The 21829-nt window shown below is 72.4% G+C and carries 25 protein-coding genes and 1 riboswitch; of the genes, 16 read left to right on the top strand and 9 right to left on the bottom strand.

What is annotated here, in order from left to right; genetic code table 11:
* The first annotated feature begins 122 nt into the window (after positions 1–122).
* Positions 123–689, top strand: coding sequence for a CGNR zinc finger domain-containing protein (locus RZ50_RS07945; RefSeq protein ID WP_254802025.1), 567 nt, complete (start codon positions 123–125; stop codon positions 687–689).
* A gap of 84 nt (positions 690–773) precedes the next feature.
* Here the strand turns inward: RZ50_RS07945 and RZ50_RS07940 are convergent, their stop codons facing one another.
* The 3 genes from RZ50_RS07940 to RZ50_RS07930 all read right to left on the bottom strand — a co-directional run bounded on the left by RZ50_RS07940 (position 774) and on the right by RZ50_RS07930 (position 5549).
* Positions 774–2261 carry an FAD-dependent monooxygenase gene (locus RZ50_RS07940; RefSeq protein WP_196950790.1) on the bottom strand — a complete coding sequence of 496 codons (1488 nt, stop codon included), beginning with the start codon at positions 2259–2261 and terminating at the stop codon, positions 774–776.
* Positions 2262–2405: 144 nt separating this feature from the next.
* Positions 2406–4106 carry a phenylacetic acid degradation protein PaaN gene (paaN, locus tag RZ50_RS07935; RefSeq protein WP_196950791.1) on the bottom strand — a complete coding sequence of 567 codons (1701 nt, stop codon included), beginning with the start codon at positions 4104–4106 and terminating at the stop codon, positions 2406–2408.
* Positions 4107–4283: 177 nt separating this feature from the next.
* Positions 4284–5549: a glycosyltransferase family 39 protein gene (locus tag RZ50_RS07930; protein ID WP_196950792.1), complete on the bottom strand. Its 1266-nt coding sequence runs from the start codon at positions 5547–5549 to the stop codon at positions 4284–4286.
* 146 nt (positions 5550–5695) lie between these two features.
* Here RZ50_RS07930 and RZ50_RS07925 point away from each other — a divergent pair, with 146 nt between their 5' ends.
* A complete protein-coding gene (locus RZ50_RS07925; protein WP_196950793.1) occupies positions 5696–6280 on the top strand; it encodes a TetR/AcrR family transcriptional regulator in 585 nt (194 codons plus the stop codon).
* A 3-nt stretch (positions 6281–6283) separates the two neighbouring features.
* Here the strand turns inward: RZ50_RS07925 and RZ50_RS07920 are convergent, their stop codons facing one another.
* Entirely contained in the window at positions 6284–6730 is a 447-nt protein-coding gene (locus RZ50_RS07920; protein ID WP_078859968.1) for an Lrp/AsnC family transcriptional regulator, read from the bottom strand.
* A 165-nt stretch (positions 6731–6895) separates the two neighbouring features.
* On the opposite strand from RZ50_RS07920, the gene RZ50_RS07915 reads away from it, so the two are divergent.
* From RZ50_RS07915 to RZ50_RS07900, 4 genes are all read left to right on the top strand, one after another.
* Positions 6896–8035 (top strand): thiamine pyrophosphate-dependent dehydrogenase E1 component subunit alpha, encoded by a 1140-nt coding sequence (locus RZ50_RS07915; protein ID WP_196950794.1) that lies wholly within the window; start codon positions 6896–6898, stop codon positions 8033–8035.
* Positions 8035–9036 (top strand): alpha-ketoacid dehydrogenase subunit beta, encoded by a 1002-nt coding sequence (locus RZ50_RS07910; RefSeq protein ID WP_196950795.1) that lies wholly within the window; start codon positions 8035–8037, stop codon positions 9034–9036. Before RZ50_RS07915 ends, RZ50_RS07910 begins: the two co-directional genes overlap by 1 nt.
* Positions 9036–10355 carry a dihydrolipoamide acetyltransferase family protein gene (locus RZ50_RS07905; protein WP_196950813.1) on the top strand — a complete coding sequence of 440 codons (1320 nt, stop codon included), beginning with the start codon at positions 9036–9038 and terminating at the stop codon, positions 10353–10355. Before RZ50_RS07910 ends, RZ50_RS07905 begins: the two co-directional genes overlap by 1 nt.
* 218 nt (positions 10356–10573) lie before the next feature.
* Positions 10574–11929: a globin domain-containing protein gene (locus RZ50_RS07900; RefSeq protein WP_308271526.1), complete on the top strand. Its 1356-nt coding sequence runs from the start codon at positions 10574–10576 to the stop codon at positions 11927–11929.
* Between the two features lie 10 nt (positions 11930–11939).
* On the opposite strand, the gene RZ50_RS07895 is transcribed toward RZ50_RS07900, so the two are convergent.
* On the bottom strand, positions 11940–12482 hold the full coding sequence (locus tag RZ50_RS07895) for an NUDIX domain-containing protein (RefSeq protein ID WP_196950796.1): 543 nt from the start codon (positions 12480–12482) through the stop codon (positions 11940–11942).
* A 266-nt stretch (positions 12483–12748) separates the two neighbouring features.
* Here RZ50_RS07895 and RZ50_RS07890 point away from each other — a divergent pair, with 266 nt between their 5' ends.
* Entirely contained in the window at positions 12749–13552 is an 804-nt protein-coding gene (locus tag RZ50_RS07890) for a helix-turn-helix domain-containing protein (protein ID WP_308271525.1), read from the top strand.
* Between the two features lie 230 nt (positions 13553–13782).
* The gene (locus tag RZ50_RS07885) at positions 13783–14202 is read left to right on the top strand and encodes an SsgA family sporulation/cell division regulator (RefSeq protein WP_254802024.1); all 420 of its coding nucleotides are present in this window, start codon (positions 13783–13785) and stop codon (positions 14200–14202) included.
* A 111-nt stretch (positions 14203–14313) separates the two neighbouring features.
* Here the strand turns inward: RZ50_RS07885 and RZ50_RS07880 are convergent, their stop codons facing one another.
* Positions 14314–14694, bottom strand: coding sequence for a phage holin family protein (locus RZ50_RS07880; RefSeq protein ID WP_196950798.1), 381 nt, complete (start codon positions 14692–14694; stop codon positions 14314–14316).
* Positions 14695–14803: 109 nt separating this feature from the next.
* Here RZ50_RS07880 and RZ50_RS07875 point away from each other — a divergent pair, with 109 nt between their 5' ends.
* From RZ50_RS07875 to thiC, 4 genes are all read left to right on the top strand, one after another.
* On the top strand, positions 14804–15121 hold the full coding sequence (locus RZ50_RS07875) for a cupin domain-containing protein (RefSeq protein WP_196950799.1): 318 nt from the start codon (positions 14804–14806) through the stop codon (positions 15119–15121).
* A 31-nt stretch (positions 15122–15152) separates the two neighbouring features.
* A complete protein-coding gene (tenA, locus tag RZ50_RS07870) occupies positions 15153–15824 on the top strand; it encodes a thiaminase II (RefSeq protein WP_196950800.1) in 672 nt (223 codons plus the stop codon).
* 195 nt (positions 15825–16019) lie between these two features.
* Entirely contained in the window at positions 16020–16220 is a 201-nt protein-coding gene (locus RZ50_RS07865) for a DUF5326 family protein (protein ID WP_196950801.1), read from the top strand.
* Positions 16221–16368: 148 nt separating this feature from the next.
* Positions 16369–16503: riboswitch (TPP riboswitch) on the top strand.
* Entirely contained in the window at positions 16499–18313 is a 1815-nt protein-coding gene (gene thiC, locus RZ50_RS07860) for a phosphomethylpyrimidine synthase ThiC (RefSeq protein WP_196950802.1), read from the top strand. It overlaps the preceding riboswitch by 5 nt.
* 91 nt (positions 18314–18404) lie before the next feature.
* On the opposite strand, the gene RZ50_RS07855 is transcribed toward thiC, so the two are convergent.
* Positions 18405–18599 carry a hypothetical protein gene (locus RZ50_RS07855; protein ID WP_196950803.1) on the bottom strand — a complete coding sequence of 65 codons (195 nt, stop codon included), beginning with the start codon at positions 18597–18599 and terminating at the stop codon, positions 18405–18407.
* Between RZ50_RS07855 and RZ50_RS07850 the strand changes: the two genes are divergently transcribed.
* The 4 genes from RZ50_RS07850 to RZ50_RS07835 all read left to right on the top strand — a co-directional run bounded on the left by RZ50_RS07850 (position 18592) and on the right by RZ50_RS07835 (position 20386).
* A complete protein-coding gene (locus RZ50_RS07850; RefSeq protein ID WP_196950804.1) occupies positions 18592–19014 on the top strand; it encodes a hypothetical protein in 423 nt (140 codons plus the stop codon). The genes RZ50_RS07855 and RZ50_RS07850 overlap by 8 nt on opposite strands.
* A gap of 178 nt (positions 19015–19192) precedes the next feature.
* Positions 19193–19420 (top strand): AbrB/MazE/SpoVT family DNA-binding domain-containing protein, encoded by a 228-nt coding sequence (locus RZ50_RS30315; protein WP_196950805.1) that lies wholly within the window; start codon positions 19193–19195, stop codon positions 19418–19420.
* Positions 19410–19856 carry a type II toxin-antitoxin system VapC family toxin gene (locus RZ50_RS07840; protein ID WP_196950806.1) on the top strand — a complete coding sequence of 149 codons (447 nt, stop codon included), beginning with the start codon at positions 19410–19412 and terminating at the stop codon, positions 19854–19856. The genes RZ50_RS30315 and RZ50_RS07840 overlap by 11 nt, the downstream gene beginning before the upstream one ends.
* 68 nt (positions 19857–19924) lie before the next feature.
* The gene (locus RZ50_RS07835) at positions 19925–20386 is read left to right on the top strand and encodes a hypothetical protein (RefSeq protein ID WP_196950807.1); all 462 of its coding nucleotides are present in this window, start codon (positions 19925–19927) and stop codon (positions 20384–20386) included.
* A 34-nt stretch (positions 20387–20420) separates the two neighbouring features.
* On the opposite strand, the gene RZ50_RS07830 is transcribed toward RZ50_RS07835, so the two are convergent.
* On the bottom strand, positions 20421–20810 hold the full coding sequence (locus RZ50_RS07830) for a VOC family protein (RefSeq protein ID WP_196950808.1): 390 nt from the start codon (positions 20808–20810) through the stop codon (positions 20421–20423).
* A gap of 93 nt (positions 20811–20903) precedes the next feature.
* On the bottom strand, positions 20904–21740 hold the full coding sequence (locus tag RZ50_RS07825) for a helix-turn-helix domain-containing protein (RefSeq protein ID WP_196950809.1): 837 nt from the start codon (positions 21738–21740) through the stop codon (positions 20904–20906).
* Between the last annotated feature and the right edge of the window lie 89 nt (positions 21741–21829).

Below are 21829 nucleotides of genomic sequence, written 5' to 3'. Positions count from 1 at the left end.
CAACTGTGGAGGTGTCGGAAATCGGTGGATCCATACAGTGAATGGCCGTGAATCCGGAACCGGTCCATGCCAATTCCGGTGCGGGGCCCGGACGTAGAATCGGAGGGAGCCGAGGGAGAACGATGACTGACGTGATGGCGGACCCGAGGGACCCGCGGCCGCTGATCGGCGAGCCGCTGGCGCTGGACCTGCTCAACACCCGCTGGGCCGGAACCCCCGTCAACGATCTGCTCACCGGCGTCGAGGGGTACGGGATCTGGCTCTCCTCCGCCGGGCTGGGCGGGCGCTGCGCGGCCGACGAGGAGGGCCTGGCGGCGATCCGGCAGGCCCGCGAGGCGATCGTCCTGGCGGCTCAGGACGCCCGCGAGCAGGGCGAGTTGAGCATGTCAACCCGCTCCGCGCTGGACGCGGTGCTGGCGCACGGACGGATCCGGCGGAGCGCCGGTCCGGGCGGCGCCGAGGACCGGACCGAGGTCGACGGGCCGCAGTGGCTGGCGCCCTGGCTGGCGGTGGACGACTTCCTCACGCTGCTCGGCCAGGGGGCGCACCGGGTGAAGCAGTGCGCGCACGAGGCCTGCATCCTGCACTTCTTCGACGCCTCGCAGAACGGGCGCCGGCGGTGGTGCCGGATGGCGGTGTGCGGGAATCGCGCGAAGGCCGCCCGGCACTACGTGAAGGCGCGGGGTTAACGGACGACGGTCACCGCCCGGCGGTCCGGCGGCGGCCCGGCGGGTGCGCGGCGGCCCTCGCGCACGCACCCGCCGGACGGTCCGTCAGGCCGCGCCCAGCCAGTCGGTGAGGGCGGCGGTCAACTCGCGCTGGCCCGGGTCGACGGCGCCCCAGGCGACGTAGCCGTCCGGGCGGATCAGCAGCACGGTGTCGGCGAGCTTGCCGTGCGGGTCGGCGGGGGCGGCGGAGACCATGCGGTCCGCCCAGGGTTCGGCGGCGGCCAGTTCGTCATTGCTGACCAGCACGAACTTCCCGGCGCGCAGCGCCTCGTAGAGCCGCTCGGGGCCGGCCGGCTCGCCCTCGGCGGGCTTGCTCAGGGCGGTCAGCCGCAGGTCCGGGACGCGCTTGCCGACCTGCGGGTGGGCGTCCCTGGGGGCGGGGTAGGAGATGTCGATGCCGGAGACCAGCCGGGCGCCGCGCTCGGTGAGCAGGTCGAGGTGGCTGCCGAGCGCGGTGAGCGCCCCGCGCAGGGCGCGGGTGGGGGCGGACTCGGCGAGCGCGAGCCGGATCAGCGCGCCGGAGGTGCGCAGCACCATCCGGCCGACCGGGTGCCGCTCGCTCTGGTAGGTGTCGAGCAGCGCGTCGGTGGCCCGGCCCTGGAGGGCGGCGGCGAGCTTCCAGGACAGGTTGGCGGCGTCCTGGAGGCCGGTGTTCATGCCCTGGCCGCCGGCCGGGGAGTGGCAGTGGGCGGCGTCGCCGGCCAGGAAGACCCGGCCGGAGCGGTAGTTGGGGGCCTGGCGCTCGTCACTGTGGAAGGTGGAGCTCCAGCGGACGTCGTGCAGGCCGTAGTCCTCGCCGGAGGTGGCCCGGACGACGGCGGTGAGCTCCTCGGGCGTGGGGGTGGTGCCGTCCGAGCGCTGGGCGTGGCGGTCCCAGGCGATGATCCGGTACCAGCCGTCGCCGAAGGGGACGATGAAGGAGAAGCCGGCCTCGTTGGCGCCGACGGTGATCGCCTGGGCGGGTTCGCGCTCCAGCCGGACGTCGGCCAGGGAGACGGAGTCCACCACGGACTCGCCGGGGAAGGGGATGCCGAGCAGCTCGCGGACGGCGGAGTGGACGCCGTCGGTGCCGACCGCGTAGCGGGCGCGGTGGCTCCGCCCGTCCTTCGTCTCCAGGGTCACGCCCTCGGCGTCCTGGTGCAGCCCGGTGACCTCGGCGCCGCGCTCGATCACGGCGCCGGCCCGCTCGGCGCGCTCCTGGAGCAGCCGTTCGACGTTGTACTGCGGGGTGATCAGGACGAACGGGAAGCGGGTCGGCAGCGACTGGAGGTCGATGGTGAAGCGGTCGAACATCTTCAGCGCGCCGAGCGGGCGGCCGGTGGCGATCAGCTCCTCGGCCAGGCCCCGGGCGTCCAGCAGCTCCAGGCTGCGGGCGTGCACGGCGAAGGCCCGGGTGAGGTTGGACTCGGCCGCCCGCTTCTCCAGGAGGGTGACGCCGACTCCGGCGGCGGCGAGGTCGCCGGCCAGCAGCAGTCCGGTCGGTCCGGCGCCGACGATCAGGACGTCGGTTTCGGTCGTCGGCTTCACAGCCATGTCTCAGCTCCCGTTGTTCGGAGGGCGGTTGGACGCCGTTCACGGCGTTCTCCCAGCCTCCATCATCGCGGGCGCGGTGAGAGGCGTGAACCGCCGGGCCCCCGGTGGCGGATGGCCACCGGGGGTCGGCGGTTCACTCGTGGGTCAGGCGTGGCGGCGGACCTCCACCGTGCGGAACCGGTTGGCGACGAACGCGCCGTCGCAGTAGGCCGAGTTGGCGGCCGGGTTGGCGCCGGTGCCGTGCAGGTCGGAGAAGGCGGCGGTCTGGTTGGGGTAGACGCCGCCGGTGAGGTTGAGCGAGAGCGAGACGCCGGCGTCCAGCGCGGCCTCGACCAGCAGGGCCTCCACCTCGGGCGAGGTGGTGTAGCCGGTGGCCGTCATGGCGCCCTGTTCCCGGACCGTGGTGCGCAACAACTCGACGGCGGCGGGGGTGGATTCGACGGCGACGGCGAAGGAGACCGGGCCGAAGCACTCGGTGCGGAAGACCGAGCGGTCGTCCGGCTTGTCGGCGTTGAGCTTGACCAGCGCGGGGGTGCGGACGGTCGCGCCGGGGAAGTCGGGCGAGGTCACCGCGCGCGGGGCGAGGGCGAGTTCGCCGTACTCTCCGCCGGCCGCGGCGGCCGAGCGCTGCAGCACGCCCGGGTTGACCACGGCGCCGAGGATGGCGGCGGCGCGGGCGTCGTCGGAGAGCAGGCCCTCGATGGCGGCGGCGAGGTCGCCGACGACCTGGTCGAAGGACTTGTCGCCCTGGTCGGTGGCGATGCCGCCGCGCGGGATCAGCAGGTTCTGCGGGGTGGTGCACATCTGGCCGCTGTAGAGCGAGAGCGCGAAGGCCAGGTTGCCCAGCATGCCCTTGTAGTCGTCGGTGGAGTCGATCACCACCGCGTTGACGCCGGCCTTCTCGGTGTAGACCTGCGCCTGCCGGGCGTGCTCCTCCAGCCAGTCGCCGAAGGCGGTGGAGCCGGTGTAGTCGATCAGCTTGACCTCGGGCCGGACGGCGAGGGCCTGGGCGACGGTGCCGCCCTCGTGCTCGGCGGCCAGGCAGACCAGGTTGGGGTCGAAGCCGGCCTCGGAGAGCACCTCGCGGGCGGTCCGCACGGTCAGCGCGAGCGGCAGGACGGCCCGGGGGTGCGGCTTGACCAGCACCGGGTTGCCGGTGGCCAGCGAGGCGAACAGGCCCGGGTAGCCGTTCCAGGTGGGGAAGGTGTTGCAGCCGATCAGCAGCGCGAGGCCGCGCGGGACGACGGTGAACTCCTTGGTCATCACCAGCGGCTCGCGCTTGCCCTGGGGCTTGGTCCAGTCGGCGCGCCGCGGCAGCCGGGTCTGCTCGGCGTAGGCGTAGGCGACGGCCTCCAGGCCGCGGTCCTGGGCGTGCGGGCCGCCGGCCTGGAAGGCCATCCCGTAGGCCTGGCCGGTGGTGTGCATGACGGCCTGGGCGAACGCGTGGGAGCGGGCGTTGATCCGGTGCAGGATCTCCAGGCAGACGGCGGCGCGCTCCAGCGGGCCGGCGGCGGCCCAGCCGGGCTGGGCGGCGCGCAGCGCGGAGATCAGCGACTCCGGATCGGCGTGCGGGTAGGTGATGCCCAGCTCGACGCCGTACGGGGAGGCCTCGCCGCCGACCTGGTCGCCGTCGGTGGGGTGCCCGTCGAGGACGAAGGGCTTGCCGAGCAGGGCGTCGAAGGCGGCCTTGCCGTCCGCCGGGCCGCTCTCGCCGTACGCCTTCGGGAACTCGGGGTACGGGGACCAGTAGTCGCGCTTGGCGGCGGCGGCGAGCGCGGCGTCCAGGGTGGCCTGGTGGCGCTCGACCAGCTCGCTGACGAGGGGGTGGGTGACCGCTGCGGACATCTGTGCGCTCCTCAGAGGGGAGGACGGGACAAGCCCAGAGTAACCGAACGATCGGTCGGCTCACGAGGGTTCGGCGGACGGATCGAGACGGATCGAGACGGAGCGCGGCGGATCGCGACAAAAGAGTGGGGGCGCGTCCGCACGGGACACGCCCCCTGGGGGTCGGACGGCAACGGTCTACGGCACGCCGAGCTCGAAGAGCACGTACCCGGCGTACCAGCCCGAGGCCACCGCGCCGCTGCCCAGCACGGCGGCCAGCACCGGCCAGCTGAGCTTGCGCATCCCCACCGCGAGCGCGATGAACAGCGGGAACGCCGGCAGCAGGTAGCGCGAGACGTTGCCGAAGATGCCCAGGCTCCCGAGCACCGAGACGATCGTCGCCAGCGTGTAGGCGGTCAGCACCAGCGGCGGGCGCAGCCGCACGAGCAGCACGATCAGCACCGGCAGGCTGAGCACGATCAGGGTGGCCAGCAGGTCCGGCACCGGGAAGGCGAAGGGGTAGTCGTTGCGGCCCAGCAGCACCCCGCGGATCGCGTGCCAGGTGCCCTGGCCCCCGTCGAAGTAGTGCAGCCAGGCGTCGTGCTGCAGCCGGAAGTAGCCGCCCCACTCGCCCGTGCGCCAGCCCACCCAGGCCACGTAGCCGAGCAGGCCGACCGGGGCCAGCACCATCGCGACCAGCGGGCGCAGGACGCCGCTCTCCCGTCGGTACAGCTCGACGATCGCGGCCAGGCCGACCGCGCCGATCAGCGCCGCCGAGGTCGGCCGGTTGAGCCCGGCGACCAGGGTGATCACCCCGGCCGCGATCCACTGTTTGGTCATCACGCAGTAGCAGGCCCAGGCGGCCAGCGCGACGAAGGTGGAGTCCGAGTAGACCGCCCACTCGGCGCCCGAGCCCGGGGCGATCGCCCAGATCCCGGCCGCGATCACGCCCGCCCGGGGGCCGGACAGCTTCTCCACCACGGCGTAGATCCCGGCGGCCGCGAACAGCGAGGCGACCACCGAGACCAGCATCCCGGCGCCGTACAGGCCGAGGCCGGTGACGTCCGAGGTCAGCCGCATCAGGCCCGGGTAGAGCGGGAAGAAGGCGGCCGAGTTCTGCTCGACGTTGAAACCGATCGGCCCGTTCGGGATCTCGACCAGCGCCGGGTGGTAGCCGAACTGCGCGACCTGCTGGTACCACCAGCCGTCCCAGGTGGCCAGCACGTCCCAGGGGTTGGCGCCGCCGCCGAACCGGGCCGGCTTGGTGGCGTAGTCGCCGGCGAAGGAGAGCAGCTTCATGAACACGGTGAAGCCGATCAGCTTCAGCACCGCGTAGCACCACACGGCCGGACCGAAGCGGACCACCAGGGCTCGGCCGCGTTCCTGCCAGGTCTGCGGGACGTCCTCCGGGCCGCCGCTGCGCTGCTCGGGCACGTCGGAGGCGACTGCCGGTATTGCGTTCATCAGCTGTGGACCCCAGCCTGCTGGACGTGGACGATCGTCCGCAGAGTCTAGGGGTTCCGCCCCCTCACTGGCATGGACCAATCGGACCGGAACGGACCGGTCGACCCGATCGCGTACCGCGCACGGAGGCCGGGGATACTCGGAGGATGGCCGATCACACCACGCGCCCCGCCTACACCGTGGAGTCACTGCTCGCGGTGACCGTCGACGTGTTCAACGAGCGCGGTTACGACGGCACCTCGATGGAGGACCTGTCCCGGGCGGCCGGGATCTCCAAGTCCTCCATCTACCACCACGTCCGCGGCAAGGAGGAGCTGCTGCGGCTGGCCGTCGGGCGGGCGCTGGACGGGCTGTTCGCGATCCTGGCCGAGCCGGCCGCGGTCGAGGGCCCGGCGGTGGAGCGGCTGGAGCACGTGGTGCGGCGCACCGCGGAGGTGCTGCTGGCGGAGCTGCCGTACGTGACGCTGCTGCTGCGGGTGCGCGGCAACACGGCCACCGAGCAGTGGGCGCTGGAGCGGCGGCGGGACTTCGACCACCAGGTCGCCGAGCTGCTGCGGGCGGCGGTGGCGGACGGTTCGCTGCGCGCGGACGTGGAGCCGCGGCTGGCCACCCGGCTGCTGTTCGGGATGATCAACTCGATCGTGGAGTGGTACCGGCCGGGCCTCAAGGCGGCCGACGGGGTGGCGGACGCGGTGGTCCACCTGGCCTTCGACGGGCTGCGGGCCCGGTAGGCCTCAGTCCGGGGGCACCTGGTCGGTCTCCTCGAAGACCAGCATGGTCCGGGTGCCCAGCACCTGCGGGATGGACTGGATGCGGTTCAGCACCAGCTCCCGCAGGGCGTGGTTGTCGGCGGTGTGCACCAGCAGCAGCACGTCGAAGTCTCCGCCGACCAGGGCGATGTGGGCGACCCCGGGCAGCTCCAGCAGCTGCTCGCGCACGGTGCGCCAGGAGTTCTGGACGATCTTCAGGGTGATGTAGGCGGACGCGCCCTGCCCGGCCCGTTCGTGGTCGACCCTGGCGGTGAAGCCGCGGATGACGCCGTCCTCGACCATCCTGGAGATCCGGGCGTACGCGTTGGCCCGGGACACGTGCACCCGCTCGGCCACCGAGCGGATGGAGGCGCGACCGTCCTGCTGCAGCAGCCGCAGGATCGACCGGTCGACCCGGTCGAGTCTGGACATCTGTTCAGCCGACATGACCCCCCACCCCCACCGATTGGACGCACTGCCACCAGTCGACCGCCGCTCGGGCCGAATGTCCACCACCTTGTCACGCTTCTGGTCAAGATGAACAGACGACCGAACAATCGGTAGGGAGCCCCCCGCCATCCATGGAGGTGCCCCGAGATGACCGTTCTCGACCACAGACACCACACCGGCCTGCCCGGCTGGCTGCCCGGGGCCACCGCCCCGCGCACCGACCCGGCCCCGCTCCTGCCGGACGTCTCCCCCGTCCGGGTGCTCGGCACCCCCGGGCTGGAGAAGTACGACCCGGCGCTGCTGCGCGAGCTGTACCGCCGCCTGGTCGTCGGCCGGCGGTACAACCAGCAGGCCACCACCCTCACCAAGCAGGGACGCCTCGCCGTCTACCCGGCCTCCACCGGCCAGGAGGCCTGCCAGGTCGCCGCCGCGCTGGTGCTCGGCGAGCGCGACTGGCTCTTCCCCAGCTACCGCGACACCCTCGCCGTGGTCTCCCGGGGCGTCGACCCGCTGGAGGCGCTGACCCTGCTGCGCGGCAACGCCCACACCGGCTACGACCCGCTGGCCAGCCGCACCGCCCCGCTCTGCACCCCGCTCGGCACCCAGGCCCCGCACGCCGTCGGGCTGGCGCACGCCGCCCGGCTGCGCGGCGAGCCGGTGGTCGCGCTGGCCATGCTCGGCGACGGCGGCACCAGCGAGGGCGACTTCCACGAGGCGCTGAACTTCGCCGCCGTGCTCAGGGCGCCGGTGGTCTTCCTGGTGCAGAACAACGGCTACGCGATCTCCGTCCCGCTCAGCGCACAGTCCGCCGCGCCCAGCCTGGCGCACAAGGCCGTCGGCTACGGCATGCCGGGCCGGCTGGTGGACGGCAACGACGCGCCCGCCCTGCACGGCGTGCTCACCGAGGCGGTCGAGCGGGCCCGCGGTGGCGACGGCCCGACCCTGGTCGAGGCGCTGACCTACCGCATCGACGCCCACACCAACGCCGACGACGCCACCCGCTACCGCACCGAACCCGAGGTGGCGGCCTGGCGGGAGCACGACCCGATCCTGCTGATGGAGCGTTCGCTGCGCGAACTCGACGTGCTGGACGACCGGTTGGTGCAGGAGGCGGCGGACGAGGCGGAGGCGCTGGCGGCCCGGATGCGGGCCGAGTTCCATGCCGACCCGGAGCTCGACCCGATGGCGCTGTTCGCCCACGTCTACGCCGAGCCGACCCCGCAACTGCGGGAGCAGGCCGCCCAGTTGTCCGCCGAGCTGGCCGCAGAGGCCGAGGTGCAGCACTGATGTCCACAGCTACTCCCGTGCGCACGAGCTCGATGGCGCAGGCGCTCAACTCGGCGCTGCGGGACGCCCTGCGCGAGGATCCGACGGTGCACGTGCTCGGCGAGGACGTCGGCGCGCTCGGCGGCGTCTTCCGGATCACCGACGGCCTGACGGCCGAGTTCGGCCCGGACCGCTGCCTGGACACCCCGCTCGCCGAGGCCGGCATCCTCGGCACCGCGATCGGCATGGCGATGTACGGGCTGCGCCCGGTGGTCGAGATGCAGTTCGACGCCTTCGCCTACCCGGCGCTGGAGCAGCTGTTCTCGCACGTCGCCAAGATGCGCAACCGCACGGCCGGCCGGCTCCCGCTGCCGATCACCGTCCGCATCCCGTACGGCGGCGGCATCGGCGGCGTCGAGCACCACAGCGACGCCTCCGAGGCGTACTACGCCAGTACGCCCGGTCTGCACGTGGTCACCCCCGGCACGGTGGCCGACGCCTACGGGCTGCTGCGCGCCTCGATCGCCTCCGACGACCCGGTGGTCTTCCTGGAGCCCAAGCGGCTCTACTGGGGCAAGGCCGAGTTCGATCCGGCGGCGCCGGTCGAGCCGATCGGCCGGGCGGTGCTGCGGCGCACCGGCACCTCCGCGGTGCTGATCACCTACGGCCCCTCGCTGCCGGTCTGCCTGGAGGCGGCCGAGGCGGCGAAGGCCGAGGGCTGGGACCTCGCGGTGCTGGACCTGCGCACCCTGGTGCCCTTCGACGACGAGACGGTCTGCCGGGTGGTGCGCTCGCTCGGCCGGGCCGTGGTGGTGCACGAGGCGAGCGGCTTCGGCGGCACCGGCGCGGAGATCGCCGCGCGAGTCACCGAGCGCTGCTTCCACCACCTGGCCGCGCCCGTGCTGCGGGTCACCGGCTTCGACATCCCGTACCCGCCGCCGATGCTGGAGCACCACCACCTGCCCGGGGTGGACCGGATCCTGGACGCGGTCGCCCGGCTCCAGTGGGAGGACCGAGGATGATGCCCGTCGTGCGGGAGTTCCGGCTGCCCGACCTCGGTGAGGGGCTCACCGGGGCGGAGGTGGTGCGCTGGATGGTCGAGGTCGGCGAGGTGGTCGCGGTCGACCAGCCGGTGGTGGAGGTGGAGACCGCCAAGGCCGTGGTGGAGGTGCCCTGCCCGTACGGCGGGGTGGTCACCGCGCGGTACGGCGAGGTGGGCGAGGAGATCGCCGTGGGCGCGCCGCTGGTGACGGTCGCGGTGGCGTCCGCGTCGGCCGCCGTACTGCCGGAGGCCGCCGCACTGCCTGAGGTCTCCGCCGCGCCGGTGGCCGAGCGGGCCGCCGAGGTCGAGCGGCCGCTGGTCGGGTACGGGGTCGCCGAGCCGGGGCGGGGCGGGCGACGGCGCCGGGTCGGCGCGACGGCTCCGGTCGCGGTGGCCCCGGTGACTCCGGTGGCTCCGGTGGCCCCGGCGGCTCCCGTCGTGGTGCCGGTGATCTCGCCGCTGGTGCGGCGGCTGGCCCGGGAGCAGGGGGTCGACCTGGCCGCGCTCACCGGGAGCGGGCCGGACGGGCTGATCCTGCGGGCGGACGTCGAACGGGCCGTCGCGGCCAGGGTGGCGGTACCGGCGGCGGTACCGGTGGCGCCCGCCGTGGTGGAGGGCGTCGTCCCGCTGCGCGGGCTGCGCAAGGCGGTGGCCGAGAAGCTCAGCCGCAGCCACCGGGAGATCCCCGCGGCGACCTGCTGGGTGGACGCGGACGCCACCGAACTGATGGCGCTGCGACGACAGTTGAACGAAACCCCGGGCCCGAAGGTGAGCGTTCTGGCGCTGCTGGCGCGGATCTGCACGGTCGCGTTGGCGCGCTTCCCCGAGCTCAACTCCAGTGTGACCGAGGACGGTTCGGGCATCATCCGGCACTCGGCGGTGCACCTGGGCTTCGCCGCGCAGGGCGAGCGCGGCCTGGTCGTCCCGGTGGTGCGGGACGCGCACTCCCGCACCACCGAGCAACTCGGCGAGGAGCTGGGGCGGTTGACCGAGGCGGCGCGCGGCGGCTCGATCTCCCCGGCCGAACTGACCGGTGGCACCTTCACGTTGAACAACTACGGGGTGTTCGGCGTGGACGGCTCCACCCCGATCCTCAACCACCCGGAGGCGGCGATGCTCGGGGTCGGCCGGATCGTGGCCAAACCCTGGGTGTACCAGGGTGAGTTGGCGGTGCGCGAGGTGACGCAGCTGTCGTTCACCTTCGACCACCGGGTGTGCGACGGCGGGACGGCGGGCGGGTTCCTCCGCTTCGTCGCGGACTGCGTCGAGCATCCGGGGGTGCTGCTGCGGCAGTTGTGAGCGCATGCGGCGGTCGCCCTGGGTGTGCTGCTCGGCACACAGGGCGGCCGCCGCGCGTGCGAGAGTAGCGCGTTCCGGGGCCGGGCGTCAGGGCTTCGCGCGATTCCTCGGAGGAGCGGTTCGGGCGTGCCACGCTGCCTAGGCGCCAGCAGAGACGAGCCAGGTGGCGCCGGCCGGTCGGAGGCGAAACGATTCTCTTGGGTACTCGAAACATAGCGGTGAAGTCCCGTGGACCACTGCTGATCCGCACCGGGCGCGGCTCGGCGGGGGCCGCCTCCGTCCCGGGCCTGCGGGAGCCGGCGGCGGAGCTGGAACCGGAGCCGGCGGCGGAGTTGGAGCCGGAGTTGGAGCCGGAGCCGGAGTTGGAGCCCGTTCCGCCGCCGACGGCTGCGCCCGCCGCCATCGAGGCCGGCGGAACCGCCGAACTCCCCCTCACCACAAGGGACGTCGAGCTGATCCGGGCCAGCCTCGCCGTGGTCGAGCCGGTCGCCGACCGGGCCACCGGCCACTTCTACGCACTGCTCTTCCTGCACCACCCCGAGCTGCGCGCGCTGTTCCCGGCTGCCATGGACGTCCAGCGCGACCGCCTGTTCCGCGCCCTGCTGGCCGCCGTCGGCGGCGTCGACGACCCGGCCGCCCTGCGGGCCCGGCTGGGCGCGCTCGGCCGCGGCCACCGCCGCTACGGCGTCCTGACCGGCCACTACGCCCAGGTGGGGGAGTGCCTGGTGCAGGCGCTGGCCCGGTACGCGGGCCACCGCTGGGACGTCGGGACGGAGTTGGCCTGGCGCCGGGCCTACCGGCTGGTCTCCACCCTCATGATCGAGGCCGCCGAGGAGGCCGCCCGCACCTCGCCGCCCTGGTGGCACGGCGAGGTGGTCCGGCACGAGCGCCACACCCCGGACGTCGCGGTGATCACCGTCCGCCCGGACCAGGCGTACCCGTTCCGGGCCGGCCAGTACTGCGCCCTGGAGACACCTTGGTGGCCACGGGTCTGGCGGCACTACTCCTTTGGCTCGGCGCCCCGCCCGGACGGGCTGCTGACCTTCCACGTCAAGGCCGTCCAGGCGGGCTGGGTGAGCAACGCGCTGGTCCACCGGGCCGCCCCCGGGGACGTGCTGCGGCTGGGCCCGGCGGCCGGTGCCATGACCGTCGACCACACCGCCGGGGCCGATCTGCTCTGCCTGGCCGGAGGCACCGGGATCGCCCCGGTCCGCGCCCTGGTCGAGGAGGCGGCCGCGTACGGCGTGCCGGGCCGCCGGGTCGAGGTGTTCTACGGGGCCCGCCGCGCCGCCGGGCTGTACGCGCTGGACGGCCCGGACGGGCTGCGCGAGCTGGTCGGCCGCCACCCCTGGCTCACGGTGCGGCCGGTGCTGTCCGGCACCGGCCCGGCCGGCGGCGCGCTGACCGGCGAACTGCCCGAGGTGGTGGGCCGGTTCGGTCCCTGGGCGGGCCGGGAGGCGGTGCTCAGCGGCCCGCCCGCGATGGTCCGCCGCGGCGTCGGCGTGCTGCTGCGCTCGGGCGTGCCGGCCGAGCGGATCCGGCACGACCTGGTCGGTGAACTGGCGGCGGGCTGAGCGGCCCGGGTCAGCCGAGGTCGGGCGCGAGGAGGGCGCGGATGCCTTCGACGTTGGACGCCAGGTACGCCCGCAGCCGGGGCGGGACGATGTTCACCGAGGTCACGCCCTCGCGGGTGAACGGCAGCCGGACCACCTCGTACTCGCCGTTCGGGTCCGACACCTCGGGCCCGTGCCGCCGGCTGAGGTCCATCGAGGCCAGTCGGCAGACGAAGAAGTGCTGCACCTTGACCCCGTGCGGGTGGAGCAGCGTGCCGTCGTCGTGGTGGGTGTGGCTGATGGTGTCGACGAAGGCGGGCACCACGTCCACGATCTTTCCGCCGAGTTCCTCGTCCACCTCGCGGTGCAGCGCCTCGACCACCGTGCGGTCGCCGCGCTCGACCCCGCCGCCGGGGGTGATCCAGTACGGGTGCGGCGCTCCGGGCCGGACCCGCCGGATCAGCACGATCGAGGCCGGGCCGTACGGGTCGTTCGGGTCCAGTTCCAGCAGGATCGCCCGGGCGGTGCGCTTCACGATCGGGCGCGGTGGCGGGGTTCGGTTGTCGGGGCCCATGGCGACCTCCGGGGCTGGAGCGTTGTGCGGGAGTCTCCCGCGCCGGGCGCGGCTCGAAACGCCGACCCGGTCGGGTGCATCCGTTCGGGGTCCCGCTGTGCTCCAATACTCAACCATCGGGCAAATCGGAGCCTCCCCTCCGCTTGTCCGCTCTGGGCATGGACCGGACGACGGCCGGTGCGAGGGACTCGGGCTTGGGGGCTGGGTGCGCCATGGATCAGACAGCGGAACCATCCGAGAACGCGGCGGCGCCGAGGACCACGACGGTGCCGAGGACGACGACGGCGTCGAGGAGCGCCGCGGCCCGGGCCAGGGCGTCCCGGGGGCCGACCCTGATCGGATCCGTCCAGCGGGCCCTGCGGCTGCTGGAGGCCGTCGGCGGCTTCCGCCAGGGCGCGACCGCCAAGCAGCTGGCCCGCGAGGCCGGACTGCCGCTCGGCACCGCCTACCACCTGCTGCGCACCCTCACCTACGAGGGCTACCTCCGGCGGGCCGACGGCCGGTTCTTCTACGGGGAGTCGGCGGTCGGGTTCGGCCGGGCGGACGACGGGGCCGACGGCCGGGGCTCCGGCTGGCAGGGCCTGCGGGAGCGGATGCAGTGTTTACGGGACGAACTCGGTGCCGCCGTCTACTTCGCGCGCTACCGGGACGGCGAGGTCCAGCTGGTGGACGTCGCCGAGGACCCGTCCCGTCCCGCCGTCGAGCCCTGGGCGGACTTCCGGGCCACCGCCCACGCCCACGCGATCGGCCAGTGCCTGCTCGGTCAGCTGCCGGAGGAGGACCGTCGTGACCACCTGGCCCGGCACCCCCCGGTCGGGCTCACCCCCTCGACCCTCACCGAGGAGGCCGTCGTGCTGCGGCGGCTCGCCTCGCTGCGGCCCACCATGCCGGTGCTGGAGCGTCAGGAGTACGTGCTCGGCACGGTCTGCGCGGCCGTCCCCATCACCATCGGTCCGCTGGTGGCCACCATGGCCCTCTCGCTCCCCGTCGCCGAGGCCGACCGGCTGCCCGCCGTGGCCCGTCAACTTCGCTACAGCGTGGGGGCGATGGGCCCGTCGTTCGTATTCTGAGGTTTTTCGTTCAGGTTCTGAAGTATCTCGATCAATCTAGGACATCCCTTGTGCCACTTGGGTTCTTCCTCGTTCACCATTTGAAAAAGCACACCTTGTCCACTACATCCCCAAACGTGGACGATGAGGATCGAACGTGGATTGCTTGCATAAAACCGTCGAAAACATGTCCGGCCGCCGACGGGACCCTCAGCACACCGTTGGCCGGGCAGAAGAGAGGTACTGGCGCCATGCAGCACAGCACAGTCCAGGGGCACCTGGTGATGAACCTCGTGGTCTCGCCCGAGCTGTCCTTCAGCATCGTGGTGGACCTGGCGTACGAGCCGGGTGACCCGTACGCGGTCCGGTTCACCTTCCACCTGCCCGGTGACGCCCCGGTCACCTGGGTCTTCGCGCGTGAACTGCTGCTCGACGGTCTGAGCGGGCCGGCCGGCGAGGGCGACGTGCACATCCACCCGGTCGGCGGGGAGCTCTCCGAGGTCTGCATCAACCTGCACTCCCCCAACGGCGACGCGCTGCTGCGCTCCCCGGCGACGCCGCTGATCGCCTTCCTGGCCCGCACCGACCGGCTGGTGCCGATGGGTCAGGAGCTCACCGGCCGGCAACTCGACGACCAACTCGCTGACATCCTCAGCGAGAACGCGGGGTGAGCGGACCGGAGGCCGCTGCCGCCGGAGGCGGGAAGGACGGAACGACGAAGGGGCCCGTACCCGGTGGAACGACCGGGCGCGGGCCCCTTCCGTGTGTGCGCACGACCGTCGTCAGTCGTCGTCCAGGGCCAGGTGCAGGCCCCAGGAGACCAGGCTGATGATCAGTGAACCGACCAGCGCGGAACCGAAGTTGACCACGTGGAAGTCCAACTGGAGCTTGGTGGACGCCCAGGAGGTCAGCATCAGCATCAGGGCGTTGATCACGAAGGTGATCAGGCCCAGCGTGAGGATGAACAACGGGAGCGAGAACAGCTTCACCACCGGCTTGATCAGCCAGTTGATGAGGCCGAACACCACCGCGACGCCGAGCACCGTCAGCGTCTTGTGCTGCCAGTCGGCCTTGCCCTGGGCGAGTTGGATGCCGCTGATGATCCAGGCGGCGACCCAGATGGCCGCCGCGTTGATCAGTGTCTTGATGACGAAACCCTTCATGCCGACCAAGACTGGCAGGCGCCCGGCTCCGGGGGAAGCTCCCCTTTGCCGAGTTGGTGTTGAATGCGACTGGTCCAGGAGGTGGACGGGACGAGGGAGGACGTCAGAGGTGAAGCTGTTCCGGCTGGACGAACTGGACGCCGAACGGTCGGACAACGACGGCGCGTACCTGCGCTTCCTGCGGGAACCGCGGATGTCCGCCGGGCTGTACGCGCTCTCCCCGGGCGACACCGACCCGCAGACCGCGCACGACCAGGACGAGCTCTACCAGGTGGTCAGCGGCCGCGCCGAGCTGACCGTCGGCGCCGAGACCGCGACCGTCGGGCGCGGCACGGTGGTGTACGTCCCGGCCGGCACCCCGCACCGGTTCCACCACGTCACCGAGGAGCTGCGGGTGCTGGTGGTGTTCTCCCCGCCGGAGGGCTGACCGCTCGGGGCCGACCGTTTAGGGTCGCGTCATGAGCACCAAGACCCTGACCGAGGAGCTCTGGGCGTCGATCGAGCCGATCTACGCCGAGATCCTCGCGCACCCCTTCATCGGCGGCCTCACCGACGGCACCCTGCCGCGCGAGGCCTTCCGCCACTTCGTCGTCCAGGACTCGCACTATCTGCGCGACTACGCCCGCGCGCTCGCCGTCTGCGCCGCCAAGGCACCCGGCGAGGAGGACGTCCGGGCCTTCGCCGACGACGCGGTCGGCGCGCTGGCCGCCGAGCAGGGCATGCACGCCGAGTTCCTGACCGCCTTCGGCGGCAGCGCGGAACAGGCCGCCGCCGAGCCGGTGCTGCCCACCACCCGCGCCTACACCAGCTACCTGCTGGCCACCGTCTACGGCGGCTCCTTCGCCGAGGCGCTCGGCGCCGTGCTGCCCTGCTACTGGATCTACGCCCGGGTCGGCGAGGCGCTGCTCGCCCAGGGCTCCCCGAACCCGCTGTACGCCAAGTGGATCGCCACCTACGGCGACGAGGCGTTCCAGCTGGTGGTGCGCCGGGTGCTGGCGCTCACCGACCGGCTCGGCGAGGAGCTCTCCGCGGCCGAACGCCGCAAGGTGGTGGAGCACTTCACCACCACCTCGCGCTACGAGTGGATGTTCTGGGACGCCGCCTGGCGGGGCGAGACCTGGCCGGTCTGAGCCGCACCCGGGCCGCACCCCCGCCGCTTCTCGGGGGTCGTTCCGGGGGGTCGGGTCGGGGTGATCTCGGGGTTCTCTCCGGGCCGTCGGGCCTCGTTCCGCCGCTTGCGCCCCCGTACGATCGAAACATCGAGAGAAAGCAGCGGGATGCGGCACCGGACGGCAGCCGGCCCCGAGGGGAGAAGAGGAACCGACATGGCTGAGCTCTGGAAGTCACTGCCCTCCTGGGTGCGCAACATTGTCATCCCGGTGCTGGTGCTGATCCTGGCCTGGAACATCATCGCCTTCGTGTTCGGCGTGGTCGGCGCCCTGCTCAGCATCCTGATCAAGCTGCTGGTGGTGGTCGGCATCGCGGCCGCCGTGGTGATCCTCGTGAAGAAGGCCGCCAGGAACTGAGAACCCCCACGGAGCACTCCACGGAGCACTCCGCCGAGGCCCGGCACCCCGTCCGCGGGGGCCGGGCCTCGGCGTTCTCCCCGGCGCCGCCATCTGGACCAGCGGCGATCGGCTCGCTACGGTGTTGGGCGTCATGTGCAGGCAACACCGCCTGCGACGCGGGAGCTCGGAGCACCGGGCTGAGAGGGCGCTGACCGGACCGTCGACGGACGGACCGATGGCTGCGTCGACCGCAGGAACCTGACCGGGTAATGCCGGCGTAGGGAGTTAGAGGTCTGATGACCACGTTCGAAGCACAGCCGCAGTCTGCCCAGAGCGCCCCGAGCAGCACGGGCACCGGCTACCCGACCCCGGCCTGGCGCAAGGCCTACCGCGAGGGGTCCCGTCCCGACCTGCGGGTCCCGTACCGCGAGGTGCGGCTCACCAACGGCCGGTCCGTCCCGCTGTACGACACCTCCGGCCCGTACACCGACGGGGCGTACGAGGCCGACGTGCGGCGCGGCCTGCCCGCCCTGCGCGACGCCTGGATCCGCCAGCGCGGCGACGTCGAGGAGTACGACGGCCGCGAGCCGCGCCCCGAGGACGACGGCATCAAGCACACCTCGCCGCGCGGCGGGAACCTGCGCAACCTGGACGCCGTCTTCCCCGGCCGTCCGCGCCGCCCGCTGCGTGGCCGCGGCGGCGCCGCCGTCACCCAACTCGCCTACGCCAAGCGGGGTGTGGTGACTCCGGAGATGGAGTTCGTGGCCCTGCGCGAGGGCCTGGAGCCGGAGTTCGTGCGCGCCGAGGTGGCCCGCGGCCGGGCCGTGATCCCGGTCAACGTGAACCACCCCGAGGTGGAGCCGGCGATCATCGGCACCAACTTCCTGGTGAAGATCAACGCCAACATCGGCAACTCGGCCGTCACCTCCTCGATCGAGGAGGAGGTGGAGAAGATGACCTGGGCCACCCGCTGGGGCGCCGACACCGTCATGGACCTCTCCACCGGCCGCAACATCCACACCACCCGCGAGTGGATCCTGCGCAACTCCCCCGTGCCGATCGGCACCGTGCCGCTCTACCAGGCCCTGGAGAAGGTGGACGGCAAGGCCGAGGAGCTGAGCTGGGAGGTCTACCGGGACACCGTCATCGAGCAGTGCGAGCAGGGCGTCGACTACATGACCGTCCACGCCGGCGTGCTGCTGCGGTACGTCCCGCTCACCGCGCGCCGCAAGACCGGCATCGTCTCGCGCGGCGGCTCGATCATGGCCGCCTGGTGCCTGGCGCACCACCAGGAGAACTTCCTCTACAGCAACTTCGAGGAGCTCTGCGACATCCTGGCCGCCTACGACGTCACCTTCTCGCTCGGTGACGGCCTGCGGCCGGGCTCGATCGCGGACGCCAACGACGAGGCGCAGTTCGCCGAGTTGCAGACCCTCGGCGAGCTGGGCCGGATCGCCCGCGAGCGGGACGTCCAGGTGATGATCGAGGGCCCGGGCCACGTCCCGATGCACAAGATCAAGGAGAACATGGATCTCCAGAAGGAGATCTGCGACGAGGCGCCCTTCTACACCCTCGGCCCGCTCACCACCGACGTCGCCCCCGGCTACGACCACATCACCTCCGGCATCGGCGCCGCGATGATCGCCTGGTGGGGCACCGCGATGCTCTGCTACGTCACCCCCAAGGAGCACCTGGGCCTGCCCAACCGGGACGACGTCAAGACCGGCGTGATCACCTACAAGATCGCCGCCCACGCCGCCGACCTGGCCAAGGGCCACCCCGGCGCCCAGGCCTGGGACGACGCCCTCTCCGACGCCCGCTTCGAGTTCCGCTGGGAGGACCAGTTCAACCTGGCCCTCGACCCGGAGACCGCCCGCGAGTTCCACGACGAGACCCTCCCCGCCGAGCCCGCCAAGACGGCCCACTTCTGTTCGATGTGCGGCCCGAAGTTCTGCTCGATGAAGATCAGCCAGAAGATCCGCGACGAACACGGCGACGGCTCCACCGCGGTCACCACCGACTTCGACGCCGAGGCCCTGGCCGGCATGGCCGAGAAGTCCGCCGAGTTCGCCGCCCAGGGCAACCGGGTCTACCTCCCCCTCGCCGACTGACGTACCGACGAGCGCTGTCCCGGAGAGGCCTTTCGCCTCACGGGACAGCGCTTCGTCGTCGGGCGTGGCTCCGTTGCGGGGATGTTGTGGGTCAGGCCGTGTTCGCCGCCAGGGCCAGGACGTCCTTGTTCCCCTCACCCCAGTGCGCGGTCATGACGATCTCATCGATCTTCCAGCCGGTGGCCGTCCTGGCCAGCCCGAACCGATACGTGCCGTAGAGGGTCCACTGCGGCGATCCGTAGGGGTTGGCCAGCCGGTGCGAGGACTGGAAGGAGGCGGTGAGCACCCCCCGATCGCGGGACGAGGTGGCCGCAGCCACGGCGGCCCAACTCCGGCTCGTCCGCGCGCGTCACCCGGCGGACGGCGAACTGGCACGGCTGATCGACGACCTGGCCGCTGCCGGCCGGTCCTTCCGGACCCACTGGGCGGCCGGCGATGTGGAACTGCGGGCCGCCGGGGACAAGAACCTCAGACACCCCGATGCCGGCGTGCTGGCGCTGCACTACGAGAACTTCGACCTGCCCGGGGATCCAGGCCAACGCATCGTCGCCCTCAGCCCGGCGCAGGACCCGGCCACCGAGACCGCCCTGCGGCACCTCGCCGCGTCGGCCCGCACCGCTCAACCACCCCAGCCGGCAAGCCGTCGAAGCCAAGACGGCTCCGACGGCCGACAAGGGCCGGAAACCAGGAACCGGTACTGACGCGTCCCCGCCGACTGACCTCGGCAGCGGCTGTGGCTCGGGAGTCCGGACCGACTCCCGGACCACAGCCGTTTTCCGCGCGTGCGGAGGACCAGGCGATGTTCGTAGCACTTCCGGGTGTGCACCGGCCGGGCTAGTATTACGTGGTAGCGGTATTACGTAGTACAGGAGGTGGGAGATGCGGCTCAACAGCAAGGGACAAGTCACCATCCCCGCGGACCTTCGCGAGAAGTGCGGTCTGCGCCCTGGCGATGAGGTGGACGTCATCGAGGAGGGCGGTGTCCTTCGGATAGTGCGCCGGGAGGGGCACGGCACCAGAGGACAGCGGGTGGCCCGCCGGATGAGGGGAAGCGCTGCGGGCGGAATGTCCACCGACGAGATCATGGAGCTACTGCGTGGCGAGTAGCCGGTTGAGGCTGGTCGGCCCGGGCCAGGGCCGACCAGTGACGTTGGTCGACTCATGTGTGCTGCTGGACCTGATGACCGACGACGAGAACTGGGCCGACTGGTCGGAGTCCGCACTGTCCGCGGCCCAGGACGAGGGGGAGGTGGTGATCAACCCGATCGTCTACGCGGAGGTCTCGGTGGCGCACGCCGCGATCGAGGACCTGGACGCGGTCCTGCCCGCCGAGGACTTCGCGCGGGAGCCGCTCCCCTACGAGGCAGGGTTTTTGGCAGGCAAGGCCTTTCTGCTCTACCGCAAGCGGGGCGGGCAGAAGACCGCGCCGCTGCCCGACTTCTACATCGGAGCGCATGCGGCTGTGCGGGGATACCGGCTGCTCACGCGCGACGCCTCGCGCTATCGGACCTACTTTCCGACCATCGAACTGATCTGTCCGTAGCCCTCCCCCTCGTCGTCGAGCGGTGGCGCGGTGCCTGGTTGTGGGTCGGCCCTGGTACCAATGTCGCCGTGAATCAACCGAACGACACCGCACCCGACCTCGCCGAGTGGGTCGACGACGGCCGCGACTTCATCCGCCGCGTACTGGTGGCCCTGGACAAGCCCGCGGACCTCATGCAGACCCATCCGGGCGTGGCGGTCCGGGTCGTCGACGAGGTGCTGGCCGAGCCGGCGGCCGACCCGGCGCCGTCGCCCGAGGACGAGTGGAGCGCCAACTTCAGGCTGATCATGTGGTTCGCGGCCGAGTTCCTGATCACCGTGTACGGAGCCAGGTGGGAGTGGACGGTCGACGCGTCCTCGCCGTTGGGGGGCCGCTGGGTCGTGACGGGACTGCCGCATCCGCTCGGCCAGGAGACGCTTCCCGTCGACGTCCCCTGGCTGGCGAACGCGGCGGCGGTCAGCGGCAACCTCAGCGTTGTGAACGTGATCAACCAAGCGATCCAGCTGTCCATGATGCGGGTCTTCCGGTGATCGAGTGACCTCTCGACGCCGCGACGCCGCCGGGTCAGGCGGTGGCGGCGTCCTCGGGGTACCAGCGGAGTTCGACGGTGTTGCCGTCCGGGTCCCGCACGTAGAGCGAGGTCGCCGTGCCGCGGGCGCCGTAGCGGGGCACGGGCCCCTCCAGCACGGTGAAGGCGCCCGAGTCGACGACCTCCTGCCAGTCGAGGGGTTCCACGGAGAGGCAGAGGTGGTCCATGTTGGACTCCTGCCGCGGCCGCTGGACCAGGTCGATGATCGTCTCGGGTGTGACCCGCACGGAGGGGAACGGCACCCCGCCCGCCCGCCATTCGTCGACCTGGACCGGTTCCAGGCCGAGGAGCCCCGCGTAGAAGTCCAGGGACCGCTCGATGTCGGCGACGTTGAGGACGAGGTGGTCGAGGGCGACGACACGCATGGTGATCGGCTCCGTTTCCGGTGTGCTGCTCGGGACGATCTCCACGATGCTCCGTTCGGCGCCGCGCATCAACGGGGGCGCGCCCCGCCCGGTTCAGGAGATCGCGCGGAGGCGGGCCGGTGCCGGGCGGGTGAGCCGGTCGAGGTGGGCGGCGGTCTCGGGGTCGGCGGGGAGGAGGACGAGGAGCTGCTGGTTGTCGGCGCTGAGGTCGAGGGTCTCGCGCAGCAGCCGGAGTTCGGGGCCGGAGGGGTGCCGCAGGCGCAGGGTGCCGCGCCGGGGGACGAGCTGGTTGCCGAGGCGGCGGGTGAACTCGGGCCCGGCGACGGGGGCGAGTTCGCTGCTGAGCCACTCGGAGTTCTCGGCGGAGGGGCCGATCCAGAGGTCGAAGGCCTGTTCGTCGGCGATGTCGTCCCAGTCGGCGAAGAGGGTGCGGGCGCGGGGGTCGGTGAACACGTACCGGGTGAGGTTCGGCGCGGGGTGGTCGAGGAGCCCGGCCGCGCCGAGGACGGCGGCGTAGCCGTCGGTGTGGGCGAGGACGTCGCCGAGCCGGTTGGTGACGGCGGCGATGCCCGGTTCGAGCAGCCGGAGGGTCTCGCGGACGCTCGGGCGGACCTCGCGGGAGGGCGGGGCAGGGCGGACCAGGCTGGGGCAGGCGCCGCCGGTGATCTTCGCGAGGTAGCGCAGGTGGGTGCGCTCGGCGGGGTCGAGGCTGAGGGCGTCGGCGAGCGCGTTGAGCACGGGGGTGGAGGGGTTGCGGTCGCGGCCCTGTTCCAGCCGGGTGAGGTACTCGACGCTGATGTCCGCGCGGATGGCCAGGTCGGAGCGGCGCAGCCCGGGTGAGCGGCGGCGGCCGTGGTCGGGCAGGCCGAGCGTCTCGGGCTGGATGCTGTCGCGCTTGGCGCGGATGAAGTCCCCCAGTGGTGTGCCCATGTGACGAATGTACGGCTCACGGGCGCGCGGAGGGTGGCCCTGGGAGGGCCAGCCTGGGCACGGTCTGGTTGCCGTGCGGCCGGGGGCCG

The sequence above is a fragment of the Kitasatospora sp. SUK 42 genome (genome assembly GCF_015776785.2).
GTDB lineage: Bacteria > Actinomycetota > Actinomycetes > Streptomycetales > Streptomycetaceae > Kitasatospora.
This window is presented reverse-complemented; position numbering and strand designations above follow the sequence as displayed.

Bases quoted from the DNA above. Each gene is read 5' to 3' on its own strand.
- thiC (WP_196950802.1), top strand. From the start codon at position 16,499: ATGACCACGTTCGAAGCACAGCCGCAGTCTGCCCAGAGCGCCCCGAGC.
- RZ50_RS07880 (WP_196950798.1), bottom strand. From the start codon at position 14,694: ATGAAGGGTTTCGTCATCAAGACACTGATCAACGCGGCGGCCATCTGG.
- RZ50_RS07940 (WP_196950790.1), bottom strand. From the start codon at position 2,261: ATGGCTGTGAAGCCGACGACCGAAACCGACGTCCTGATCGTCGGCGCC.
- RZ50_RS07885 (WP_254802024.1), top strand. From the start codon at position 13,783: ATGCAGCACAGCACAGTCCAGGGGCACCTGGTGATGAACCTCGTGGTC.
- RZ50_RS07925 (WP_196950793.1), top strand. From the start codon at position 5,696: ATGGCCGATCACACCACGCGCCCCGCCTACACCGTGGAGTCACTGCTC.
- tenA (WP_196950800.1), top strand. From the start codon at position 15,153: ATGAGCACCAAGACCCTGACCGAGGAGCTCTGGGCGTCGATCGAGCCG.
- RZ50_RS07930 (WP_196950792.1), bottom strand. From the start codon at position 5,549: ATGAACGCAATACCGGCAGTCGCCTCCGACGTGCCCGAGCAGCGCAGC.
- paaN (WP_196950791.1), bottom strand. From the start codon at position 4,106: ATGTCCGCAGCGGTCACCCACCCCCTCGTCAGCGAGCTGGTCGAGCGC.
- RZ50_RS07910 (WP_196950795.1), top strand. From the start codon at position 8,035: ATGTCCACAGCTACTCCCGTGCGCACGAGCTCGATGGCGCAGGCGCTC.
- RZ50_RS07915 (WP_196950794.1), top strand. From the start codon at position 6,896: ATGACCGTTCTCGACCACAGACACCACACCGGCCTGCCCGGCTGGCTG.
- RZ50_RS07830 (WP_196950808.1), bottom strand. From the start codon at position 20,810: ATGCGTGTCGTCGCCCTCGACCACCTCGTCCTCAACGTCGCCGACATC.
- RZ50_RS07905 (WP_196950813.1), top strand. From the start codon at position 9,036: ATGCCCGTCGTGCGGGAGTTCCGGCTGCCCGACCTCGGTGAGGGGCTC.
- RZ50_RS07895 (WP_196950796.1), bottom strand. From the start codon at position 12,482: ATGGGCCCCGACAACCGAACCCCGCCACCGCGCCCGATCGTGAAGCGC.
- RZ50_RS07865 (WP_196950801.1), top strand. From the start codon at position 16,020: ATGGCTGAGCTCTGGAAGTCACTGCCCTCCTGGGTGCGCAACATTGTC.
- RZ50_RS30315 (WP_196950805.1), top strand. From the start codon at position 19,193: ATGCGGCTCAACAGCAAGGGACAAGTCACCATCCCCGCGGACCTTCGC.
- RZ50_RS07825 (WP_196950809.1), bottom strand. From the start codon at position 21,740: ATGGGCACACCACTGGGGGACTTCATCCGCGCCAAGCGCGACAGCATC.
- RZ50_RS07920 (WP_078859968.1), bottom strand. From the start codon at position 6,730: ATGTCCAGACTCGACCGGGTCGACCGGTCGATCCTGCGGCTGCTGCAG.
- RZ50_RS07945 (WP_254802025.1), top strand. From the start codon at position 123: ATGACTGACGTGATGGCGGACCCGAGGGACCCGCGGCCGCTGATCGGC.